Source organism: Ruegeria sp. H6, from assembly GCF_056532975.1.
This window is the reverse complement of sequence record NZ_JBQFOA010000001.1, coordinates 251536-274403: the sequence shown is the minus strand read 5'-3', so window position 1 is coordinate 274403 and position 22868 is coordinate 251536. Positions and strand designations below refer to the sequence as shown.

General features: G+C 59.4%; 22 protein-coding genes. 5 read left to right on the top strand and 17 right to left on the bottom strand.

Translation table 11 applies throughout. The features are described from left to right. Positions 1-68: 68 nt before the first annotated feature. The 9 genes from tolB to ruvC form a co-directional block, all read right to left on the bottom strand. Positions 69-1388: a Tol-Pal system beta propeller repeat protein TolB gene (gene tolB, locus ACR0AG_RS01330; RefSeq protein ID WP_480835614.1), complete on the bottom strand. Its 1320-nt coding sequence runs from the start codon at positions 1386-1388 to the stop codon at positions 69-71. Then, on the bottom strand, positions 1385-2494 hold the full coding sequence (locus ACR0AG_RS01325; RefSeq protein WP_480835612.1) for an energy transducer TonB: 1110 nt from the start codon (positions 2492-2494) through the stop codon (positions 1385-1387). Before ACR0AG_RS01325 ends, tolB begins: the two co-directional genes overlap by 4 nt. Positions 2495-2503: 9 nt before the next feature. Further along, a complete protein-coding gene (tolR, locus tag ACR0AG_RS01320; RefSeq protein ID WP_480835609.1) occupies positions 2504-2980 on the bottom strand; it encodes a protein TolR in 477 nt (158 codons plus the stop codon). Positions 2981-2982: 2 nt separating this feature from the next. Further along, complete coding sequence (tolQ, locus tag ACR0AG_RS01315) at positions 2983-3678, bottom strand: protein TolQ (protein ID WP_480835605.1); 696 nt, start codon at positions 3676-3678, stop codon at positions 2983-2985. Between the two features lie 106 nt (positions 3679-3784). Beyond that, a complete protein-coding gene (gene ybgC / locus ACR0AG_RS01310) occupies positions 3785-4168 on the bottom strand; it encodes a tol-pal system-associated acyl-CoA thioesterase (RefSeq protein ID WP_480835604.1) in 384 nt (127 codons plus the stop codon). Then, a complete protein-coding gene (locus ACR0AG_RS01305) occupies positions 4165-4788 on the bottom strand; it encodes a hypothetical protein (RefSeq protein WP_480835603.1) in 624 nt (207 codons plus the stop codon). Before ACR0AG_RS01305 ends, ybgC begins: the two co-directional genes overlap by 4 nt. 64 nt (positions 4789-4852) lie before the next feature. Further along, entirely contained in the window at positions 4853-5872 is a 1020-nt protein-coding gene (ruvB, locus tag ACR0AG_RS01300; RefSeq protein ID WP_480835600.1) for a Holliday junction branch migration DNA helicase RuvB, read from the bottom strand. Positions 5873-5876: 4 nt separating this feature from the next. Continuing rightward, complete coding sequence (gene ruvA / locus ACR0AG_RS01295) at positions 5877-6554, bottom strand: Holliday junction branch migration protein RuvA (protein WP_480835599.1); 678 nt, start codon at positions 6552-6554, stop codon at positions 5877-5879. Next, the gene (ruvC, locus tag ACR0AG_RS01290) at positions 6551-7048 is read right to left on the bottom strand and encodes a crossover junction endodeoxyribonuclease RuvC (RefSeq protein WP_170568962.1); all 498 of its coding nucleotides are present in this window, start codon (positions 7046-7048) and stop codon (positions 6551-6553) included. The genes ruvA and ruvC overlap by 4 nt, the downstream gene beginning before the upstream one ends. A 331-nt stretch (positions 7049-7379) precedes the next feature. Between ruvC and ACR0AG_RS01285 the strand changes: the two genes are divergently transcribed. Beyond that, on the top strand, positions 7380-7586 hold the full coding sequence (locus ACR0AG_RS01285; RefSeq protein WP_480835595.1) for a DUF1127 domain-containing protein: 207 nt from the start codon (positions 7380-7382) through the stop codon (positions 7584-7586). A gap of 117 nt (positions 7587-7703) precedes the next feature. On the opposite strand, the gene ACR0AG_RS01280 is transcribed toward ACR0AG_RS01285, so the two are convergent. The 4 genes from ACR0AG_RS01280 to ACR0AG_RS01265 form a co-directional block, all read right to left on the bottom strand. Next, complete coding sequence (locus ACR0AG_RS01280; RefSeq protein ID WP_480835594.1) at positions 7704-8045, bottom strand: hypothetical protein; 342 nt, start codon at positions 8043-8045, stop codon at positions 7704-7706. Between the two features lie 123 nt (positions 8046-8168). Further along, positions 8169-9041 carry a 50S ribosomal protein L11 methyltransferase gene (locus tag ACR0AG_RS01275; protein WP_480835592.1) on the bottom strand — a complete coding sequence of 291 codons (873 nt, stop codon included), beginning with the start codon at positions 9039-9041 and terminating at the stop codon, positions 8169-8171. Between the two features lie 66 nt (positions 9042-9107). Then, on the bottom strand, positions 9108-10340 hold the full coding sequence (locus tag ACR0AG_RS01270; protein WP_480835590.1) for an MFS transporter: 1233 nt from the start codon (positions 10338-10340) through the stop codon (positions 9108-9110). 78 nt (positions 10341-10418) lie between these two features. After that, positions 10419-12614 carry a primosomal protein N' gene (locus tag ACR0AG_RS01265; protein WP_480835588.1) on the bottom strand — a complete coding sequence of 732 codons (2196 nt, stop codon included), beginning with the start codon at positions 12612-12614 and terminating at the stop codon, positions 10419-10421. An 88-nt stretch (positions 12615-12702) separates the two neighbouring features. Here ACR0AG_RS01265 and fsa point away from each other — a divergent pair, with 88 nt between their 5' ends. The 4 genes from fsa (at position 12703) to ACR0AG_RS01245 (ending at position 15973) form a co-directional block, all read left to right on the top strand. Next, positions 12703-13356, top strand: coding sequence for a fructose-6-phosphate aldolase (fsa, locus tag ACR0AG_RS01260; protein ID WP_480835586.1), 654 nt, complete (start codon positions 12703-12705; stop codon positions 13354-13356). A gap of 198 nt (positions 13357-13554) precedes the next feature. Further along, positions 13555-14262, top strand: coding sequence for a DUF484 family protein (locus tag ACR0AG_RS01255; RefSeq protein ID WP_480835585.1), 708 nt, complete (start codon positions 13555-13557; stop codon positions 14260-14262). Then, the gene (locus tag ACR0AG_RS01250; RefSeq protein WP_480835583.1) at positions 14259-15179 is read left to right on the top strand and encodes a tyrosine recombinase XerC; all 921 of its coding nucleotides are present in this window, start codon (positions 14259-14261) and stop codon (positions 15177-15179) included. The genes ACR0AG_RS01255 and ACR0AG_RS01250 overlap by 4 nt, the downstream gene beginning before the upstream one ends. Positions 15180-15265: 86 nt before the next feature. Further along, complete coding sequence (locus tag ACR0AG_RS01245; RefSeq protein WP_480835582.1) at positions 15266-15973, top strand: CDP-alcohol phosphatidyltransferase family protein; 708 nt, start codon at positions 15266-15268, stop codon at positions 15971-15973. On the opposite strand, the gene ACR0AG_RS01240 is transcribed toward ACR0AG_RS01245, so the two are convergent. From ACR0AG_RS01240 to ACR0AG_RS01225, 4 genes are all read right to left on the bottom strand, one after another. After that, positions 15970-16437 (bottom strand): hypothetical protein, encoded by a 468-nt coding sequence (locus ACR0AG_RS01240; RefSeq protein ID WP_480835580.1) that lies wholly within the window; start codon positions 16435-16437, stop codon positions 15970-15972. The two genes, ACR0AG_RS01245 and ACR0AG_RS01240, sit on opposite strands and share 4 nt — an antisense overlap. Positions 16438-16508: 71 nt before the next feature. Then, the gene (locus ACR0AG_RS01235) at positions 16509-16964 is read right to left on the bottom strand and encodes a methylated-DNA--[protein]-cysteine S-methyltransferase (RefSeq protein WP_480835578.1); all 456 of its coding nucleotides are present in this window, start codon (positions 16962-16964) and stop codon (positions 16509-16511) included. 120 nt (positions 16965-17084) lie between these two features. Then, positions 17085-19994: an isoleucine--tRNA ligase gene (gene ileS / locus ACR0AG_RS01230; RefSeq protein ID WP_480835576.1), complete on the bottom strand. Its 2910-nt coding sequence runs from the start codon at positions 19992-19994 to the stop codon at positions 17085-17087. A 163-nt stretch (positions 19995-20157) separates the two neighbouring features. Further along, on the bottom strand, positions 20158-22830 hold the full coding sequence (locus ACR0AG_RS01225; RefSeq protein WP_480835575.1) for a DUF2339 domain-containing protein: 2673 nt from the start codon (positions 22828-22830) through the stop codon (positions 20158-20160). Positions 22831-22868 lie beyond the last annotated feature (38 nt).

Genomic DNA, 22868 nt, shown 5'->3' with positions numbered 1-22868 from the left:
GTCTGTTTATTGCCGATTGTCTAGCACAGCAGCGTGTTTTTGTGAACGCTGCCGTGGCTGGCATTCCATCAATTCTGCAATGGCCCCCAGGACGGATCACTGCCGCCATCCGGCGTGCGTACCGGCCGCAGGTTACGGCCCGAAATATCGACCGAATAGAGAGAGGACCGACCGCTGGCGCCCTGCGTTTCGCGGGTGAACATGATGACACGACCGTTTGGCGACCAGGTCGGGCCTTCGTCCAGGAACGACGCGGTCAAAAGACGCTCTTCATCACCGTTGGTGCGCATCACGCCGATATGGAACCGGCCCTTGTTCTGCTTGGTGAACGCAATCAGATCCCCGCGCGGCGACCAGACGGGCGTGCCATAGCGACCCTGACCAAAGCTGATACGTGTGGCTTCGCCACCGTTCGAGGGCATCACGTACAACTGCGGCGTACCCGACCGGTCGCTTTCGAATACGATCTGGCTGCCATCCGGGGAATAGCTGGGCGCCGTTTCAATCGCGGGTGTATTGGTCAGCCGCACGCTCTGCCCCGAGGCCAGATCCATTTTCCACAGATCGGTGTTTCCGCCTTGGGTCAGCGAATATACGATGGATTGCCCGTCTGGCGAGAAACGCGGCGAAAAGCTCATGGTGCCTTCCTGGGTTGGCAATTCCTGCCGTCTGACACGGCCAACATCCAGAATGTAGATGCGTGGTTGTCCGGTTTCATAGCTTGTATAAAGCAGACGATCCCCTGTCGGCGAAAACCGCGGGGCCAGCACGATGGCGGAACTGTCGGTCAGGAACTGCACATTCGCCCCGTCATAATCCATGATCGCCAACCGCTTGCGCCGCTGATCCTTGGGCCCGCTTTCCGAGACATACGCCACGCGGCTGTCAAAGTATCCGCCCTCACCCGTGATGCGGCTATAGACCTGATCAGCCACCTTGTGCGCCATGCGCCGCCAGCCATCCGTGGTGCCAGCAAATTGCAGGCCATTGCCCAACTCCTGACCCGAGAACACGTCCCATACCCGGAAACGGACTGTCAGACGCTTGCCCGAGACATTGACCGCCCCGGTGACCAAAGCCTCAGCATTGATCGCTTTCCAATCCGCAAACTGCACCGGGGCGTCAAAGCTGCTGACCCGGCTGATAAAGGCGTCCGATGAGATTTCTCGGAACAGCCCCGTACCGGTCAAATCCGCAGCAATCACCCGGGATATATCCTGTGCATACTGCGAAGCCGCTGGTCCGTCCGGTACAAAATTCGGAACGGCAAGGGGCAAAGGTTCGATGATCCCTTCGTTCAGTTCCAGTCGCAGCGTGTTATCTTGCGCATATACCGGCACCGACATCAGGGTCAGGCCAACGAAGAGGCTTGTCAGGAGTTTCATCATTTTATCCGCATCCTCTCGGGATTGAATGTAATCTCAACATCTCGCCAATGATCATATTTGTCAGCAGGCAAGTCATATCCTTTGGCGCCACAGCGCAAAATTGCGCGCCGGGCCGCTTCGTATGCTTGGTTTGAGGCAGCCGATGACCCGTCGGAGCTGTCCAGCAACCGCAGGCTGCCGCTGACAACTTTGCCGTCCTGAGACAACGAGAAACCAACAACGACAACGACATTCAAGGCGTCCGTCGACAGCGAGCCGACATTCCAACATTTCGAAACCGCCAATCGCATTGCATCCTTCTCGCCACTGGTAAGCGGTGGGCCCGAGGGCGCGGTTCCAGTGCCCAAAGCCTCGGCCAGGGCATCATTGATCGCCGTCTGATCGTTCGTCGCTGGCGCTTCCGGTTCGGGCGCGGGCTCGGGTGCCTCGGCCACCTCGGGTTCAGGTTGCGGCGCTGGACGATTGGGGCGAACACGCGGTCGCGGCGAGGTTCTGGGCGCCGCGTCGTCCACTTCTTCTGCTTCGGTGACAATCTCTGGAGACGCTTCTTCCGGCGCGGTCTGATCCTGTTGCTCTTGCTGAATCTCTGCCCCTTCGTCCAGAGACACGGGCGGGGTTTCCACATCGTCCGGCTTGGCATCGGGGGGCGGCGGCTCAATGGCCTCCGGGGCCACTTTATCGGTCGGATTGGGCTGCGCCTCGGGGCCGGGCGGCACCGGCAAGGCCACAACTTCGGTCTCAGGCTGTTCAAGAACGGGCGGCTGGTCCGGGATTTCCGGCTCGGGCGGGATATCTACAGTTTCCGGCAGGGGCTCGGGCTCTGGCTCGGGCGGCGTTTCCGGTTCCGGACGCGGCTGATCTTCGGGCTCGGGTTCAGGTACATTTGCCTCGTCCACTGGCGCATCCGGCTCTGACAAGGTTTCAGGCTCAACAGGAACAGCGGGCGCGCCGCGCCGCGCGGTCAGCGCATCGAACTGCTCAGCGGAAATCACCGTCACATCCTGTACCGCCATCGGCAACGGCTCGGACCGGAATGTGCCGCCGAACAGAGCCCAACTGATCAGACTCACATGCGCAATCGCCGAAATCTTGGTGCCGGTATCCACCGTGCGACCTCACTCTCCACCTTCGTCCAGCGTCGGGCCGCCGGTATCGGTCACAAGGCCCACATTGGAAAACCCACCCGCATTCAGCGCACCCATGACCTCCATCACCTGCGCATAAGGAATGGCCCCGTCTGCGCGCAGGAACACCCGGTCGCTGCTGCGTTCGACCGCAATGGCCCGCAACTTGCCGATCAATTCTTCCCGCAGCACATCTGTTGTTTGGATCTGCACTTGACCACCCGCCGTCAGCGTCACGGTCAAAGGTTCTTCGTTGTCACCGGGCAAGGCGCTGGCTGCTGTCTTTGGCAGATCCACCGGAACACCAACCGTCAAAAGCGGTGCCGCCACCATGAAGATGATCAGCAACACCAGCATGACATCGACAAAAGGTGTCACGTTGATCTCGGCCATTGGCTGCGCCCGTCCGCGCCGCCGCCCCCGTCTGCGCCCGTTCTGGCCCGAGGATTGCTGAACCGCCGCGCCCATCCTTAGCTGTCCAACTGACGTGACAGAATGGTGGCAAACTCATCGGCAAACGCCTCATAGCCGCCCACGATCCGGTCGCTATCGGCGCTGAGCTTGTTATAAAAGATCACCGCCGGGATGGCTGCCAGCAGACCCAGACCCGTGGCCAACAAGGCTTCGGCGATACCGGGCGCTACAACGGCCAGATTGGTGTTTTGCTGCTCGGCAATCTCGATGAAGGCATTCATGATACCCCAGACTGTGCCGAACAGGCCGATAAAGGGCGCGGTCGAGCCCACCGTCGCCAGAATGGGCAAGCCCTTCTGCAATGTCTCGGCCTCTTTCGCGATGGCCACATCCATGGACCGGTCAATGCGAGAGGTTGCGCCTGCAATCAAACCGCCATCGGTGCGATGAGATCGCCGCCATTCGATCATGCCCGCCGCAAAAATCTTTTCCGAACTGCCATTTGGCTGGGTTCCGATCTGCTCAAACAACGCATCCAAAGGATTGCCCGACCAGAAGCTCTCGTCAAAAATTGCGGCCTCTCGCCGGGCCGCGCGATAGTTGATCAGTTTCTGGATGATGATGCCCCAGGACCAGATTGATGCCACGATCAACATCAACATCACCAATTTGACGATAAATGTCGCGCGGGCAAACAGCCCCCACATGGAGAAATCGATCTCCTGCGCCAGCGCCAGCGTTTCAGCTTCCATTAACCTGCTCTTTGTTTTTGCCTGAGGGCCATTTGGCCTCGTTTTGCCAAACGCTAACGCAGATGGTTGCGAAAAGCCAACAGAACCACCCTACGGGCGGAAATTGTTACAACAATGCGCGAATCTCTGCCGGAAGCCGTACCGGCTTACCCTGCGCGTTCATGCAAACCGCTGTCACAGAGGCGCGAAACACCTCGGTCTCGCCTCGGCGCACCAGTTGCGACATCGTCAGACGCGCGCCTGAGAGCGAGATCATCTCGGTCTCAACTACCAACTCATCTTCGAACTTTGCCGCTGCCAGGTAATCCGCCTCGATCCGGCGCACGACCCAGACAATGCCCGCCTCACGCATCGCGTTCTGGTCATTGCCCAGCTTGCGCACCCAGTCCGACCGCGCCCGTTCGATGAACCGCAAGTAGTTTGCATGATACACCACGCCGCCCATGTCGGTGTCTTCGTAATACACGCGGACGGGATAGGTGTGTTTCATTGCGGCTGCTCCATCCGGGCAAACAGGCGAAGCGCATGGGACTTATCCATCGCACTCTGCGGCAGAACAGGATCATATGCTGCCCGGATCAGCGCCGCAATCTCAGGCCGCAGGATTGTTGTCTCTCCCGCCACCGCCAGGGGGGATTGCGCGCGAAACGCACTGTCCGACCATAAAACAATCGTTTGCACAACCTGGCTCAGCGCCAGCGTTTCTGCCGGAACCTTGGACAGTTCACTGTCTATCCTCAGAAACACAAAGGCCGCACGGATGGCCCCATCCTCTTCAAACCGAAATATCCGGTATTGATTGGCATTGACTGCGACCAACCGGTCCACCAGCGGCACTAGGTCTGGGATCAACCGGTCCAGATCAGGCACTTCAAGCAGTTCGGCCCAATCCCGAAAAAAGAACACCATGCAATTTGCGCCCAGCTCGGGATCCGTTTCGGCCATCTTGTGCCCGGCCAAAGTCACAACTGCCTCGAACGCGCCTTTGACGGTCGCAAGGGTCGCATCTTCAACACCAAAAACGATGGGAACGATGGGACGCCCCCATCGCGCAAACAGAAACTCGCCGCTTTCGCGGGTAAACAGCGCTTCGATATCCTCGGGTGTCACGCCCCGCCCCTTCTTCTCGTTTCAAATACGGCCGCCGGAGGCATAAAATCTAAATCGCAGCGCATCAATCAAACAGATCGCTTTGACCCTTTGGCGCGGCCATTCCCAAATGAGACCACGCCTTTTGCGCCAACATTCGTCCGCGCGGCGTGCGCTGGATCAGGCCCTGTTGCAACAGAAACGGCTCGATCACTTCTTCCAGTGAATCCCGGCTTTCCGACAAGGCTGCCGAAAGCGTTTCAATACCCACCGGCCCGCCAGCGTAATTCTCGGCGATCAGCGTCAGGTACCGCCGATCCGCGCCATCCAGACCCAGATTGTCCACGCCCAACCGTGTCAAAGCCCCGTCGGCGAGCTCCCGTGTGATCCGCCCATCGCCTTCGACAATGGCAAAATCCACCACCCGGCGCAGCAAGCGTCCGGCGATCCGAGGTGTCCCGCGAGACCGGCGCGCGATCTCGCGCGCGCCCGCGTCATCGGCGGGTGCACCCAGTTTGCGCGCATTGCGCGTGACGATCTCATGCAACTCATCCACGGTATAAAACTGCAACCGGGTCGGAATGCCGAACCGGTCCCGCAGTGGTGTGGTCAACAACCCCATCCGGGTCGTAGCCCCCACCAACGTAAAGGGCTGCAGCTCGATCCGAACCGTGCGCGCTGCCGGGCCTTCACCGATCACCAGATCCAACTCGAAATCTTCCATCGCGGGATACAGCACTTCTTCGACCGCTGGGTTCAGGCGGTGTATCTCATCAATAAACAGCACATCGCGCGGTTCCAGATTGGTCAGGATCGCCGCCAGATCCCCAGCCTTGGCCAACACCGGACCCGAGGTCATGCGAAAATTCACCCCCAGCTCGCGCGCCATGATCTGTGCCAGCGTTGTTTTCCCCAGCCCCGGCGGGCCGTGGAACAGGGTGTGATCCATCGCTTCCCCCCGCTGCCTCGCAGATTGGATGAAGATGCGCAGATTGGCCCGGGCTTCGGCCTGACCGATAAACTCATCCAGGCCCTGAGGGCGCAGCGCGCGGTCATTGTCCTCGGGCATTGGCTCGGGTCGAAGGGCGGGATCGGCGTCAATCATTTACTCATCCCTTCGGAGCGAGAAGTTTCAAAGCCGCCCGGATCAACTCGGCCTCATCCGCATCGGGCAATCCTGCCGCGGCCTCGGCCACAGCTGAGGCCGCATCAGACGGGCCATATCCAAGGTTCGACAAGGCCGACAGCGCCCCAGCCGAGGCCGCAGCCGCGCCCGAGGCAGGCTGGGCCGCCCGTTTCGGCGCCGGTGATGGCTCGGTCAGTTCAACCACCTCGGGCGCGGGGCCATCTGTGGCTTCGATAATCGTTCCGCCCATGGCCATGACACCGGGCGCCTTGTCCTTTAGATCCAGCACAATGCGTTGCGCAGTTTTGGGACCCACACCTTTGGCGGCCTTCACGGCGCCCCAATCGCCCAGCGCAATCGCGCGGCTAACCCCATCGGGGCCCAAAGCGCTGAGGATCGCAAGCGAAACCTTGGCGCCAACGCCCTGAACGGAACACAGCAGCCGGTGCCACTCCTTCTCGACCAAGGTCAAAAAGCCATAAAGCTGCATCAGGTCTTCGCGCACCACCATGTCGGTATAGACCGACACCGCCTGCCCCACCCCGGGCAGGGCCGCCATGGTCCGGTCCGAGCAAAACACCAGATAGCCCACGCCACGCACATCGATCAGAACATGATCCGCCGCTCGATAGTCCAGACGTCCTGTCAGCTTGCCAATCATGCCCGTACCTCTTTCAATCGTGCCTGCGGCGCGGTCCCGTAATAGGAATGACAGATTGCAATGGCCAGCGCATCCGCCGCGTCCGCCCCTTTGGGCTGGCACCCCGGTAATTGCAGTTTGACCATATGGATCACCTGCTCTTTTTCCGCATGGCCAACACCGACCACGGTTTTTTTGACCCGGTTGGGCGCGTATTCCCCAACGGGCAATCCCGCCTGCGCCAGCGTCAGCAGAGCAACACCCCGCGCCTGGCCCAGTTTCAGCGTCCCTGCCCCATCCTTGTTCACAAATGTCTGCTCGATGGCCGCCTGATCGGGGCGGTGGTCCGCGATCACTTCGACAATCTGGTTGTGCAAAGACAGCAGACGTTCCCCCAGATCGTCCCCATCCGATTTGCAGAGCCCATTCGCAACATGGCTCAGACGGCTGCCATTTGATTCGATGACGCCCCATCCCAGGGTTCTTAGCCCCGGATCAATGCCCAGAATTCGCATCTTTCGCCCCGGTCTGCTCGTGTTTTTTGACCTTTCTTCCCGATTAGCACGAAGCATGAACATTTTCCAAGCGAATTGACCTGAAGTCCAAAAACGACACTTGTATCCAGATCGCGACTTTCCGGCAGGTTTGCGACACCAAAAGAGCTATTTTCGACCTGTAGATTAAGCAATTTTTAGCAATGATTTAAGGGAATTACAGGTTTTGGAAGCATTGCAAAAAATGCATAGGACACATGCATTTTTCGCTCTTGTACGGGTCAGAACGACTGTCTAAGTGCCCGTCAGATCGCAAGATCGAAAGTTAACACAAACCAGAAGGACACAGGATATGGCTGTACTGGACAACACCCGGGTTGCCACTGGCTCAATCGGCCTTTTCGGCCGTATCGGCGCATTTATCGCATCGGTCGCAAACGCCGTTGTTGATTGGAACCAAGCCCGCGTTACACGCAACGTGCTGAACGAGCTGAGCGACCGCGAACTACAGGACATCGGACTGTTTCGCGGCGACATCGACGAGCTGGTTGGCCGCTAAAAGCGCCACTCACACGCTGCCCGATGGATTAAGGGCAAACAAAAACCGCCTGCGTTTCTGCAGGCGGTTTTTTTGTCCGAATGATGACTGCGTTGCCTTGGCGGGTTATGTCGAAGCTTAGAACAGTTTCGACATCTGCACGGCCAGAAACTCGGAAACCGGGTCGGCCTGCATGATCCAAGCACCCGCCTGTTCCACCGAGGTTCCTTGCTGCAGCGCATCCACCCGGGTTTCGTAAGAGACCTCACCCAGATTATACAGCAAGAACGCTTTGAACACGAAGAACACCACGAGGCAGAATAGCAATACCTTCGCGGGAACCGCCGAACGGACGCGCTGTGGCTTCATCACCACCAGCCCATCAGGACGCATACTGGCGCGATAGCCGCGGCTCAGTTTTTCGTGCTTTTTGGTCAGCTGCGTGACGCGCCGATCAAATTCCAGTTGTTTTCCAGTCATGGCAGCCTCCGAAAACCGCCCCCAGTTAAATCCATCCACCCCCGATTGCGTTCAATAACGCTAGAGCCATAATGGGACGAATCCGTGGCGGAAATCCAGAAAACTCCTGTAAATTGCCTAGATTTAGCCCTGTTTTGTTAAGATTAGCGTCGTCCATTCACCAATCTGCCCTCTGGAATACAGATTGAACCCATTTTGTGCATAAACTTTCAAAACGTCGTCGGCCTGTTCATTGAGTATCCCTGAGAGAATCGCCTGCCCACCAGCCCTCAGATTTCCACTGATCTCGGGCGACAGCGCGACAAGCGGTCCCTTGAGAATATTGGCAAAAATCAAGTCATAGGGCGCGTGCGCTTTCAGGTCGGGATGATCAAAGCCTGCAGCCTCGATACATTCGACGGCACCATCCATGCCGTTGGCCTTCAGGTTGGCTTTTGCGACGTCGACAGCAACCTGATCGATGTCGCTCGCCAAAATCGTGCCGTCCCAGACCCGCGCTGCGGCCATGGCAAGAACGGCGGTGCCGCAGCCGATATCCGCCACTTTGGTGGCCGAAAACCCCTCATCCAGCAAGGTATCCAACGCTTTGAGGCAGCCCAAAGTCGTGCCGTGATGACCGGTGCCAAAGGCCATTGCAGCTTCGATCAGCAAGGGTATACGGCCTTCGGGCAGTTTATCCGCATCGTGGCTGCCATAGACAAAGAACCGACCGGCTTCGACCGGGGCCAATTCGCGGCGCACATGGGCAACCCAATCGGTTTCGGGCAGTTCCGACACCACAAAAGCCTTGGCCTCAAACGCCGCGGCCAGAACCGCCAGCGCGGTTTCATCCGGCGTTTCGGTGAAATATCCACCCACTTCCCACAACCCCGATCCATCCTCGACCTCAAAAACGCCAACACCCGTGGGTTCAGGGTCCAGACGCTCCATCGCCTCGCCCAGGCCTTCGGCAGCTTGCTTGCCGTTCAGAGTCGTCAGCGCGGTGAATGTGGGCATGGGGGCCTCCTGTTTCAGTTGCACCTGCGCCTAGGGCGCGACCGCGCCAAGGTCAAGCACTTGCACCTATTCGGCAGGGGCCGCGGCGTATTTGGTCAGGGTCGTCTCATTGCCAGGCTCAGGATGGCGCGGGATCAGCAGGGACAGCAGCAAAGACACAATTGCCATCGCGGCGGCCAATCCAAACACCGCCCCGGGCGAGATGACCCAAAGCAGTCCCAGCAGCGCGGGCAGGAATACGGCGGCGATGTGATTTATGGTGAAAGCCACAGCAGCGGTCGGTGCAATATCCGCAGGATCGGCGATTTTCTGGAAATAGGTCTTCAACGCCAGCGCCAGGGCAAACAGCACATGGTCGATCACATACAGGATCGCCGCCAGCAAAACGCCCCAGCCGAACCAGTAAATCCCGCCATAGGCTGCAAAGACGATGGCCAGACCCACGTATTCAAAGATCAGCGTGCGCCGTTCGCCGAACCGGGCAACAGCTTTGCCCAGCAAGGGCGCGGCCATCATGTTGATCATCAGGTTGATCAGATAGAGGCTCGTGAGTTCATGCACTTCAAAGCCGAATTTCTCGACCATCATGAAACCAGCAAATACAATGAATATCTGCCGCCGCGCACCGGCCATGAATTGCAACGCGTAGTAAAGCCAATAGCGTTTGCGCAGCACCAGTTTCTTGGTCTGCGGGGTCGGCGCGTCGAACTGCGGGTAGGCGATCAGGCTGAACAGAGCCAGCGCAACGGTCACGCCGCCAGAAGCCATAAATACGAAGTTGTAGGACAAATCGAACCTGTCCCAGGTCAAAACAATAAGCCCATAGACCACGGCCGTGGCGGCCGATCCCATGGCCACCAGCCAACCCAGCACCTGCGGCGCGCGGTCCTTTGGCAACCACTGCAATTGCAACGACTGATTCACCGTCTCGTAATAATGAAAGCCGATCGAGCTGAAGAGCGTCACAAACAGCAACCCGCCGAGGCTTGGGAACCACGCGGTCACAGCCGTCGCCGCGCCCAGCATCATCAGCGAGATCATCGCAAGCACCTGTTCACGGATGAAAATGATCACCGCGATGACTCCAACAGCCAGAAATCCGGGGATCTCTCTTACCGTATGCAGCAGCCCGATATCGGCCCCGTCAAAATTGGCTGCTTCGATGACGAAGTTGTTCAGCAGCGCGCTCCAGGCATTGAAGGCGATGGGCATGGTCATCGCCATCACGAACAAAAGCGTGATGGGGCGGCGCCAGAACGGAAGGCTCTGCGCCTCGGACAGGGGCATTGGACCGGGCATAGGCACCCTCTACGCCCATTTTGAGAGTTTGGCGAGGGGGAAGCGTGCGGCGCACAAAGGCTCTGCACGCATGCAGAGTCAGTAAAAGCTCTGCGGGTCGATATCGACGGTCAGTCGGATGTCGCCTTTCAGTCGTAAGGGTGCAATCCAACGGGCGATGGCATCCTGAATGGGTGCGCCTTTTGGGGCTTTGACCAACAGCCGCACCCGATGCCGCCCGCGAATGCGCGCAATTGGGGCAGGGGCGGGGCCGAAAACCTGCGCGCCAATCTGGGTCAGCGGGCCCGTGTTGCGGGCCATGGCGTTGCCGATATCAAAGACCGGACCGACCTCAGGCCCGGACAGCACGATCCCGGCCATGCGACCATAGGGGGGCACTCCGGCGGCCTGACGGCCCGCAGCCTCGGCCTTCCAGAACCCTTCTTCGTCACCCGACAGAATCGCGCGGATCACCGGGTGTTCGGGCTGAAAGGTCTGCAACAGCGCCTGCCCGGGCTTGTCTGCACGACCAGCGCGCCCAGCCACCTGCCGCATCAGCTGAAACGTCCGTTCCGCCGCCCGCAGGTCGGCCCCATGCAGGCTGAGATCGGCATCAATGACCCCAACCAGCGTGAGCTTGGGAAAGTTGTGTCCCTTGGCCACAAGCTGCGTGCCGATAACGATATCCGCATCTCCGTCGGCAATTTCCTCGATCTTGGCCTTCAGCGCCCGTGCCGAACCAAAGAGGTCAGAGCTCAGCATCGCGATCTTGGCGTCGGGAAAGGTCGCCTCCGCATCTTCCGCCAGCCGTTCGATGCCTGGGCCAACCGGGGCCAGCTTGCCCTCAACTCCGCACGAAGGGCAATCCTCGGGCATCGGCTTGGTCTCACCACATTGATGGCACATCAGGCGTTTCAGAAACCGGTGTTCAACCATTCGCGCATCGCAATGATCACACGCAATCTGTTCGCCGCAGGCCCGGCACAAAGTCACAGGGGCATAGCCGCGGCGATTGATGAACAAAAGCGACTGTTCGCCCTTTTCGATCCGCTGAGCCACCGCCTGCCGCAAAGACGGAGAAATCCATGTCCCCGGCTGCATCTGTTCGATCCGCATGTCGATGGGTTTCATCTCGGGCAGGACCGCCGCCCCGAACCGCGAGGTCAAATCAAGGCGTTCGTATTTGCCCGCCTCTGCATTGGCCCAGCTTTCCAGCGACGGCGTGGCACTGGCCAGAATGACGCGCCCACCACATATGGCCGAGCGCAACACAGCCATGTCGCGCGCACTGTAATGCACGCCGTCTTCCTGTTTGTAGGACGTGTCGTGTTCCTCATCGACCACCACCAGCCCCAGATCGCGGAATGGCAGGAACAAGGCCGACCGAGCCCCTACGACCAGTTGTGCATTCCCCTGCCCGACCATTCGCCAGACCCGGCGGCGTTCGGTCATGGTGGCGCCCGAATGCCATTCGGCCGGGCGGGCGCCGAACCGGGCCTCGACCCGGGTCAGAAACTCTGCCGTCAGCGCAATTTCAGGCAATAGAACCAACGCTTGCCGCCCCATGCGCAGAGTTTCGGCCACAGCCTCAAGATACACTTCGGTCTTACCTGACCCGGTCACGCCCTTAAGCAAGGTGGTGCCATAGTCCCCGGTCCGCTGCCCGACCCGCAACTGCGCAACCGCCGCGGCCTGGTCCTCGGTCAGGTCCTTGCCCGGCAGGTCCGGGTCCAGATGCGGATAAGGCAGATCGCGCGGGCTGTCCTCTTCTCGTACCGCCCCATGCTTCACCAGCCCTTTGACGACCGATGAGGTCACCCCCGCCTGTTCGGCAAGTTCTTTCAATGTAAAGGCCAAGCCACCGTAGTCGCGCAACACCCCCAGCACCCGCGCCCGCGCATCGGTCATCCGATCCGGTTCCGCACTGCCCAGCCGGTAGACTTTACGCATCGACGGCGGATCGCCCAGCCCCGGTGCGCGCGTCGCCAGCCGCAGCATCGCGGGCATCGGCGTCAGGGTATAGTCAGCCACTTTGCCCAGAAACAGCCGCATCTCTTCGCGCATCGGCGCGACCTCAAGCACCCGGATCACCGACCGTGCTTTGGCCAGATCAAAGCCACCCTGCCCCGGCCCCCAAACCACGCCCAGCACCTTGCGCGGACCCAAAGGTACCTCAACAAACGCCCCTAGAAAGCACCCACCTTCGGGCGCTTTATAATCCAGCGTCCGGTCCAGCGGCTGCGTGGTCAGCACCGCGATCAGCTCTCCTTCGTCGAAAAATCCGTTAGCGCTCACGGTATATCCTTCGCGGGGGGTTCCAGCAGGGGTCTTATTGAGGTAAAGCCATCCGCGACCAAGGCCAACCCATCAAAGGACTGCCCGCATGAAATTCTTCGTAGACACAGCCGAGATCGACGCCATCGCAGAACTGAACGATCTGGGCATGGTGGACGGCGTGACCACCAACCCCTCGCTGATCCTGAAATCGGGCCGCGACATTCTGGAAGTTACCAAAGAGATCTGTGATCTCGTCGACGGTCCTGTCTCTGCCGAAGTGGTCGCCACCGAGGCCGATGACATGATCGCCGAAGGCCGCAAGCTGGCGAAAATCGCGCCGAACATCGCCGTGAAAGTGCCTCTGACATGGGCAGGTCTGAAGACCTGCAAAACGCTCAGCGACGAAGGTCAGATGGTCAACGTAACCCTGTGCTTTTCGACCAATCAGGCCATTCTGGCCGCCAAGGCAGGTGCCACATTCATCTCACCCTTCATCGGTCGTCTGGACGACATCAACCTCGACGGCATGGACCTGATCGCCGATATCCGTCAGGTTTATGACAATTACGGGTTTGAAACCGAAATCCTCGCCGCTTCGATCCGTACCGTGAACCACGTGACTGACAGCGCGCGCATTGGTGCCGATGTCATCACCGCCCCTCCAGGCGTTATCAAGAAACTGGCCGATCACCCGCTGACCGACAAGGGCCTTGAGGCATTCCTGTCCGATTGGGCCAAGACCGGCCAGAAAATCCTCTGATCTTCAGGTACGACCGCGCGGCGCCCCTGGCGCCGCGCCCGGCCCAACGGGCAGAACCTGATCTGAGATCAGGTGATAACCGGCGGGAGCACCCCGCGACACGGTCAAAACGAAATCCACCTTTGCGTGCATTTTTTCCAAGGCAAATGTGGCAGGGCATGTTATAAAGCGCCCAAACAAAAAAAGACCGGACGGGACATGAGCAGCAACATCAAACTCAAGGACAACTTGCGCGCGGCCATTTTGGCTGAACCGGACGCCGTGTTGGAGGATAAGGACCTCATGCAGGCCCTTGTCGCCGCCAACGAACAAGCGCGCGGTGACAACGTCATAGACCTGCGCGGGATCGCCATGCAGCGGCTTGAGGCACGGCTGGACCGGCTGGAAGACACCCATCGCTCGGTCATTGCCGCAGCTTACGAAAACCTTGCGGGCACCAATCAGGTGCACCGGGCCATTCTAAGCCTGCTGGAACCGATGGAGTTTGAGGAGTTCCTGCACACGCTCAGCACGACCATAGCAGAGATCCTGCGCGTTGATCATATCACGCTGGTTCTGGAAACGACGGCGTTGCGCGATGATCCTGCGATCAAAAAGATGCAAGGCGTGCTGTCTGTGGCCGAACCAGGCTTTGTCGACAGCTACATGAGTTTCGGGCGCACAGGTGCCGCACGCGATGTTATCCTGCGCGAGATCCAACCCGACAACACCCAGATCTTCAATGAAAACGCGGTCCAACTGAAATCCGAGGCCTGCCTCAAGCTCGATCTGGGCAAGGGACGTTTGCCGGGTATGATCGTGATGGGCGCCCGCGATCCGAAACACTTCACCCCACAGCTTGGCACCGATCTTCTGGCTTTCTTTGCCGGTGTTTTCGAACGGTCGATGCGTCACTGGCTGTCGTGAGCCTGATTTCCCCAGCCTGTCGCGACGCGTTGCAGCACTGGCTGGACAGTCTGGGGGCACTGGCCGGGCGATCGGAAAATACGCAAACCGCCTATCGCGGAGACGTGACCGATTTTCTGTCCTTCATGACAATGCATCACAGTGCCCGACAAGGCCTTGCCGCGTTGGAGCGCATCACAGTCTCGGATATGCGCGCCTGGATGGCGGATCAGCGCGGCGGTGGTGTCGGCGCCCGCTCGCTGGCGCGTAAACTGTCAGCGGTCAAAAGCTTTTATCGCTGGCTTTCGGAACGCGAAGGGTTCGAACCCACCGCCGTTCTGTCTACCCGCGCGCCAAAATTCACCAAGAAACTGCCCCGCCCCCTGGCCGAAGACGCCGCCCGCGCGATGATCGAGACGGTTGAGCTGCAATCGAGTTCAAATTGGGTCGCGGCCCGGGACGTGGCCGTCGTGACCCTGCTCTATGGCTGTGGCCTGCGTATTTCCGAGGCGCTGTCGCTGACCGGTGCAGATGCGCCGTTGCCGGAAACGCTCCGCATTCTGGGTAAGGGCGGGAAAGAAAGGATCGTTCCCGTCCTGCCCGCCGCGCGGGACGCGGTTGACCAGTATCTCCGGCTCTGCCCGCACCCGCAAAGCGCCCAAGCGCCATTGTTTCGCGGTGTGCGGGGCGGTGCCCTGAACCCGCGCGCCATTCAGGGCGTCATGGCCAAGGCGCGGATGCAGTTGGGCCTTCCCTCCACTGCTACACCCCATGCCATGCGCCACAGCTTTGCCACACATCTTTTGTCTGCCGGTGGCGATCTCAGGGCCATTCAGGAACTTCTGGGGCACGCCTCATTGTCGACGACACAGACCTACACCGCGGTCGACACCGCCCGCCTGATGGAGGTCTATAACCGCGCCCATCCCAAGGCCTGAACGCGGGCCCGACCGAGAATGAAACCAGATCGCCGCAGGGTGCTTTTTGCTTTGCATCTGCGCGCCGCATCGTACATGACACCCCAATGACACTCAGATTCAAAGCTCTTTCCGTTCATCTCTTTACTGCAACCGGAGCCGTTTTTGCGATGCTCGCCATGTTGGCGGCGGTCGAAGAGAAATGGAGCCTGATGTATCTCTGGCTCGTCGTCTCTTTCATCGTGGACGGCATCGACGGCCCTCTGGCCCGGCACTATCACGTCAAACACAACGCGCCTGAGTTTGACGGAGTGCTGTTGGATCTCATTATCGATTATCTGACCTATGTCTTCATCCCCGCCTTTGCCCTGTTCAAATCCGGGCTCATGGATGGGTGGACAGGGTGGTTCGCAATCATTGTCATCACCTTTGCCAGTGCGATGTATTTTGCCGACACGCGCATGAAAACAAAGGATAACTCCTTTTCCGGCTTTCCGGGATGCTGGAACATGTTCGTCATTGTCATCTTCGCGCTGGAACCCAATTTCTGGGTTATCCTGCTGTTGGTCACGCTGCTGTCGATTGCGATGTTCGTGCCGTTGAAATTCATCCACCCGGTCCGGACCGCGCGCTGGCGTACAGTGTCGCTGCCCATGGCCTTTGCCTGGACCTTCTTTGCGGGCTGGGCCGCCTGGGTCGATTTTCACCCGGAAAGCTGGGCCCATTGGGGGCTGGTCGTGACCAGCCTGTACCTGACCTTCGCAGGCATCGCGCAGCAGATCGTGCCACCACGCAAAGACCCGATCAAAGCCTAAAGGACATCCTGCACCTCGAACTCGGTGCCGTTGTGGGTGAAAACATCACCCTTCTGCAGGCCTGCCATCGCCAAGTATATCGGGCTTTGGGTTGAGATCCCCATATAGGTCTTTCCCTCAACCTCGAACCGCGTTGTCGAAACACAGACCACAAAGCGGCGGTTGTTGAACTTGATGACCGCCCCGGGCTGAACCCGCTCTGTCAGGCCAAAATCCGTATTTTCGATCACGTCGATTTTGGCGTGATGGGCATGGACAGGCGCATCAAAGGCCGCCGCCAGATCCGCATTCTCGCGTGAGGCGACAATGTCGTCCTTGTCATGCACTTCGCGGTCGTCCAGCTGAGAATCTTTCAGGAAGGCATCATAATGCGCCTGGGCCGTTGCCAATTCCTGCGCCTCTAGCGACATCAGTCGGTCGATGATGGTCTTCTTCTGGGCTTCGCGATCCTGGTCGGTGGTCATGCAACTCGATCCTTCAAATTCATAATATAATATAAGTTGAGCCGCATCTCCGCCGATTTCAAGCTGGTACTTCAGATCAATAGCCCCGCCGCGCCTTCGTGACGCAACAAGGCGACCTTGGTCTCGACCCCGCCATCCCCGGAAAACCCGCCCAACCCGTTTGCGGCAAGCACCCGGTGGCACGGGATGATCACGGGAATCGGATTGGCCCCGCAGGCTTGCCCCACCGGTTGTGGGGGTTGCCCCAACTCTTTGGCGATGTCGCCATAGGTGCGTGTGTCGCCCAGAGGGATCGCATACATCAGATCACAGACCTGACGCTGAAACGCAGACCCCTCGATGTGATAGGGCAGATCAAACCGATCCAACCGCCCCGCATCATAGGCGCGCAATTGCGCTGCGGCCTCTTGCAGCAGCGGGGTCACCGGTCCTTGGTTTCGACCATTCCAGACAAGACGCATGAGCGCACCGTCGGTCTCTTCGACACCAAGGCAACCAAACTGAGTTTCTACGGCAATCATCGGCATGAACGAACGGTTGCAGATGTGCACCCACACCTGCAACCCGAATCCTGACGATCCGTCTCATCTTTTGTTCAAAAATACCTCGGAGCGCGAGGCAGAGCCTCGCAAAACCCCGGCTAACCTTCAGGCCAGCGCCTCGTTGCAGCGCCCGCAAACACCCGGATGGGCATGCAATCCCACGTCCGGCAGGATCTTCCAGCACCGCTGACACTTATCGCCTTCGGCTTTTTCAAACACCACGGCGACGCCTTCGATCTCAGGCACGCGGAACGCCTCGGCCGGGGCCGGATCGCCTGTGACGGTCAAACCGGAAGTGATGCACATGTCATCCACATCGAACGTGGCCAGCAGATCGCGGGTTTCCTGATCCTCGACATGGACAATCGGCGCAGCCTCAAGGCTGGATCCAATCACCTTGTCCTGACGCTGGATTTCCAGCGCAGCCGTTACGGCCCGGCGGACGCGGCGCACCTTGGCCATGCTGGCCTCCAGTTCCTCGTGGCGCCATTCGGCGGGCGTTTCGGGGAAGTCCATCAGATGGACCGAGCTGTCTTCGCCTCCGAAACGTTCCAGCCAGACCTCCTCCATGGTGAAGACCAGAACCGGGGCCAGCCATGTGGTCAGGCGGTGGAACAGGATATCCAGCACCGTGCGCGCAGCGCGACGGCGCAGACTGTCGCCATCGCAATACAGCGCATCCTTACGGACGTCGAAATAGAATGACGACAGATCGACCGTGGCAAAGGTGAACACGGCGCTGAACACGCCTTGGAAATCGAACGAGGCATAACCGTTGCGCACCTGTTCGTCCAACTCGGCCAGACGGCTCAGCACCCAGCGTTCCAGGCGCGGCATGTCCTCTGGCGCAACGCGGTCGGCCTCGGTGAAGTCGGCCAGCGATCCCAGCATGAACCGCATCGTATTGCGCAGACGGCGATAGCTGTCGGCGGTGCCTTTCAGGATTTCCGGCCCGATCCGCTGGTCGGCGGTATAGTCAGTCTGAGCGACCCACAGGCGCAGAATATCGGCGCCGTATTGCTTGACGACCTCTTCCGGCACGATGGTGTTGCCCAGCGATTTGGACATCTTGTTGCCCTTGGCATCTAGCGTAAAGCCATGCGTGACCACGTTGCGGTACGGCGCACGGCCCTTGGTGCCACAGGCTTGCAGCATCGACGAATGGAACCACCCACGATGCTGGTCGGTGCCTTCCATGTAGACGTCGGCAATGCCGTCCTCAGTCCCGTCCTCACGGTCGCGCAGAACGAACGCATGGGTCGAACCGGAATCGAACCACACATCCAGCACATCAAACACCTGATCATAGTCGTCAGGGTTAACGATCCCGTCGAGGATCTTTTCCTTGAACCCGTCCGTATACCAGATGTCTGCGCCATCCTGCTCGAACGCCGCCTTGATGCGTGCGTTCAATTCCTCACTGCGCAGCAAATAATCTGCGTCCGTCGGCAGCGCCCCTTTCTTGGTGAAACAAGTCAGCGGCACGCCCCAGGCGCGCTGGCGCGACAGAACCCAATCCGGACGCGCCTCGATCATCGAATACAGACGGTTGCGCCCGGTCTGCGGTGTCCATTTCACCAGCCCATCAATCGACCGCAGCGCGCGTTCGCGGATGGTATCGCCCATCTCGCCCATACCATCGTCCAGCTTGCGGTCGACCGAGGCAAACCACTGCGGCGTGTTGCGATAGATGATCGGAGCCTTCGAGCGCCACGAATGCGGATAGCTGTGCTTGATCTTGCCCCGCGCCAGCAGCCCGCCAACCTCGGCCAGTTTGTCGATCACGGCTTTGTTGGCATCACCTTCACCGCCCTTGCGGGACAGGATGTACTTGCCACCAAAGAACGGCAGGTCAGCGCGGAAACTGCCATCGTCCATCACGTTATAGGTGATGACCTGCTCCAACATGCCCAGATCGCGGTAGAGTTCGAATTCCTCCATCCCGTGCGACGGCGCGCAGTGGACAAAACCGGTGCCTTCGGTATCGGTGACAAACTCAGCGGCGCGGAAGTCGCGGATGTCATCCCATTCGCCATTGCCGCCTTCGGCCCCGGCCAACGGGTGGGTCAGCTGGATCTTGGCCAGATCTTCCTGCGTGACATCACACAAGCGACGATACATCGTGTCATCGAGACGCGCGCGCGCAAACACATCCGCCGCGCGATCATCGGCCAGCAGATACCGCTCACCGATCCGCGCCCAGCATTCTTCGGGGCGACCGATGACTTCGTAGAGGCCATAGGAAATGTCCTCGCCGTAAACCACAGCCTTGTTCGACGGCATGGTCCAAGGCGTGGTGGTCCAGATCACCACATAGGCATTGTCCAGCGTTACATCGCCGGTGTTTACGACCTTGAACTTCACCCAGACCGTAAAGCTCTCCTTGTCGTGATACTCGACCTCAGCCTCAGCCAGAGCGGTCTTCTCGATGGGCGACCACATCACGGGCTTGGAGCCCTGATACAAAGTGCCGTTCATCAGGAACTTCATGAACTCGTCGGCAATCACGGCCTCGGCGTGATAGTCCATGGTGATGTAGGGATCGGGCCAGTTGCCAGTGATGCCCAGACGTTTGAACTCGTCCCGCTGGATGTCGATCCAGCCTTCGGCGAACTTGCGGCATTCCTGTCGGAAATCGACGATGTTCACCTCGTCCTTGTTCTTGCCTTTCTTGCGGTACTGTTCTTCGATCTTCCACTCGATGGGCAGACCGTGGCAATCCCAGCCGGGCACATAGCGTGAATCGAAGCCCATCATCTGATGCGAACGCACGATCATGTCCTTGATCGTCTTGTTCAGCGCGTGGCCGATATGCAGGTGACCGTTGGCATAGGGGGGGCCATCGTGCAGGGTGAACGGCTTACGGCCCTCTTTCTCGCGCAGGCGGTCATAAACGCCGATTTTTTCCCAGCGGTCCAGCCATGCGGGCTCTCGCTTGGGCAAGCCTGCGCGCATCGGGAAATCGGTTTTGGGCAGGTTCAGCGTGTCTTTGTAGTCAGGTGTTTCGGCGCACATTTGGGGCGTCCTTGGATGATCTGGTCGTCGATTGAGCGAAGCGGTCGGTGCGAAGTCTCAAACACCTTTGCCCGGCGTCTCAGGTGGTCAGAGCGCCGGGGATATAATTCGAATAATGATGGCCATCCGGTCATACATGGGCGCGCTTATAGGACGCCCGACTTCAATGGTCCAGAGGTTCTGCCTCCTGCGGCGAATGGCGCAGGCTGGCCCACCGGTTCAGCCAGGCCAAACCGGCCAGCGCAAGGCCCAACAGCAGCAGTGAAAACACCCGGATCAACCCGCCCAAACCAGCAATGTCGACCAGGAAAACCTTGGCAATTGCCAACCCGATCACGACCAGCCCCACCTTGCGCATCAAATCGGACCCGCGCGCGAGGGATTGATAGAAAATTCCAGCTCCAACCAGCAAAAGGGCGACTGTATAAGTGTAAAGTTCGGGCTGCGTGACACCAAAGCGTTCGTGCATTTGCGCCGCACCCTGCCAGAGATGCCGGATGGTCAGGCCCAGCCAGATGGCAGACAGCCCCGCCGCCGCACCATAGCTGATCCGCATCAACCAAACCGGCATGGATGGGATCTTCCAGGCCCAGAATGCAGCCACAGATGCGGGCAGCAGATAGGCAATCGCCAGTGTGTTGGCAATTGGCAGCCCCAAAACCGGATCAGCATTGGGGTTCAAAACCGGATTGGCCACGCTCAGGGCTTGCGCCAACCGAAACACAGCGTGACCAGCGAAAAACAGCGCCAGCGCATAGCGGATATAATTAAGCTTCCCACCCAGCCTGAAGCGCTGAACCTGCGCATAAGCCAGCAGCAACCAAATGGTCGCCAACAGGCCCAGGCCCCAGTGGCTATCCTTGGCGCCACCTTCTCCGAAGCCCTCAAGCCAGCGCAGCAAAAGAAGCGATATCAATATACCGCCGGTCGCCCAGGACGCGCTTTCCAGCAGAACATGCGCAATCGGGCGCGGCAGCGGCTGTATCACGCGCCAGGCCAACAAAAAGCCCAGCGTCGCCGACAGGTAGACCAGCACCATCTCCCACAACGGCGCGGCATCGGCCCAATCAAGCCCCGGGTTCAGCACCAGCCGAACCGTAACCGTGAAAACCCCGACCCAGATGAACCAGCTCATCGGAGGCAAGGTGAACATTCGATCCAGACCTGCCGCGACAACGATCATCGCCACCAGCGCAATTGTTAATGCTGCCGAGCTGAGCATGATCACACACGCAAATGTCAGGCAGGACAGCGCCGACAAGGTGACCAGAGCGACCCGCATTCGGTCCTCGCCATCCTGCCCGGCGAACCGTTGCGCAAAAACGACCATAACCGCGGCCAGCGCGATCGCGTGCAAGGCCCACGGGAAGGGCCCGATCACCTCAGCCGGTTGCCAGCCGAGTTCTAACGCGATGGCAATCGCCGGCGCAAAGATCGCCGCACTGCCGGCCCAGACCTTGGCATAGCGTCCGCCCTGAAACGACCGCCACACTGCTGCAAGGCTGACAGCCAAAGCGAAACCGATGATGATGGTAACCGACCAGGGGTAATCGGCCTCAGGCGTTTCAGCATTGGTCTGCCAGAACCCGGTCGCGACGACGCCACTGTCCAAGCCTTGCCGGAACACAAAGGAAACCAGGCCGATCGCCGGGATCAGGGCCAAATCCTGCAGCGCGCGGGCACCTCTCGCCCAAAGGATCAACGCGGCCAGCAGGATCAAATGCAAAAGCAGGGTAAGCCAAAACTCGGCCCGTGTGCCGGGCCATTGCAGCGACAGGGCAACTGTGGTGACGACAACAACGCCAAACGCTAGCAGCGTCGGGAACTGGGGCCAATTTGCATCTTTCGCCATCACCACGGCCTCGGTCACCATCGGGCCGGAATGGTCGGGCCATAGTTTCCGAACGGGGATCGACAGTGTCATCAGCGCAAGCGCGGTGACCATCATCATGAAACCTGGTTCGGTTCTTGGTTCAGACAGAACCAACAGTGCCGACGCGCCATAACCGCCGATCAGGCTGAGAACTGAAATCCAACACCACCGGCGAATTGCATCGATCCCAAGGCCCAAGGAAGCCACGATCAGGAAATAGCCATACAGCCAATTTGGGTCATCCGAACTGCCGCCGACCAGAAACGGGGCCATGAAAGCTCCGATCACGCCAACCGCTGCCAGCAAGGCGCTGTGAAACCATCCCAAAACCAAGGCCATCAACGCGACCAGCACAAGCCCGACAAGGCTCAGCTCGGCTCCGATCAGATCATAAAGCAAACGCGCCGCCAAAATGGCACCGAACAGGGTCACCAGACCCGCGCCCGAAAACACCGATGGCAGATTGGCAGTGGTCGAGGTTTCGTCGTCGCCAAACCTGCGCCTCAGATACTCCCCCGCCGCGATCAGAGCGGCACCAAAAAACAACGCGGCAACCACGCGCGCTGTCGGAGGCAGAAGCCCGCTTTCCACGCCGTACTGAACCAGAAAAATCCCCGCCAGACCCAATGAGACCGCAGATATCGCGTAGAACCAATTGTCGCTCAGCCACGTGGCAAAACGCGACATCATCCCCGGTTCCTGCGGGGGTTCTGCGGGCTTGATCCCGGTATCCGCCGCGGTTGTCGGGGCAAGCGTTTTACGTTTCTTAGGCTCTCCCCACGGCGCAGATTCGGTTGGTTTTGGATCCTCGGAGCTGATCACCTTTTCGGGTTGTGGCTGTGCCAATTGCTTTTCCAGCTGCGCGACACGTCTGCGCAGACGGACATGGCTGACCATCAGGATGATGATCGACACGGGAATGGCCAGAACAATCAGGCCGATCAGGACCAAAACAGGCTCCAAAGCCAAACTCCTTGCAAAAATTCCTTTGAAACTAACGT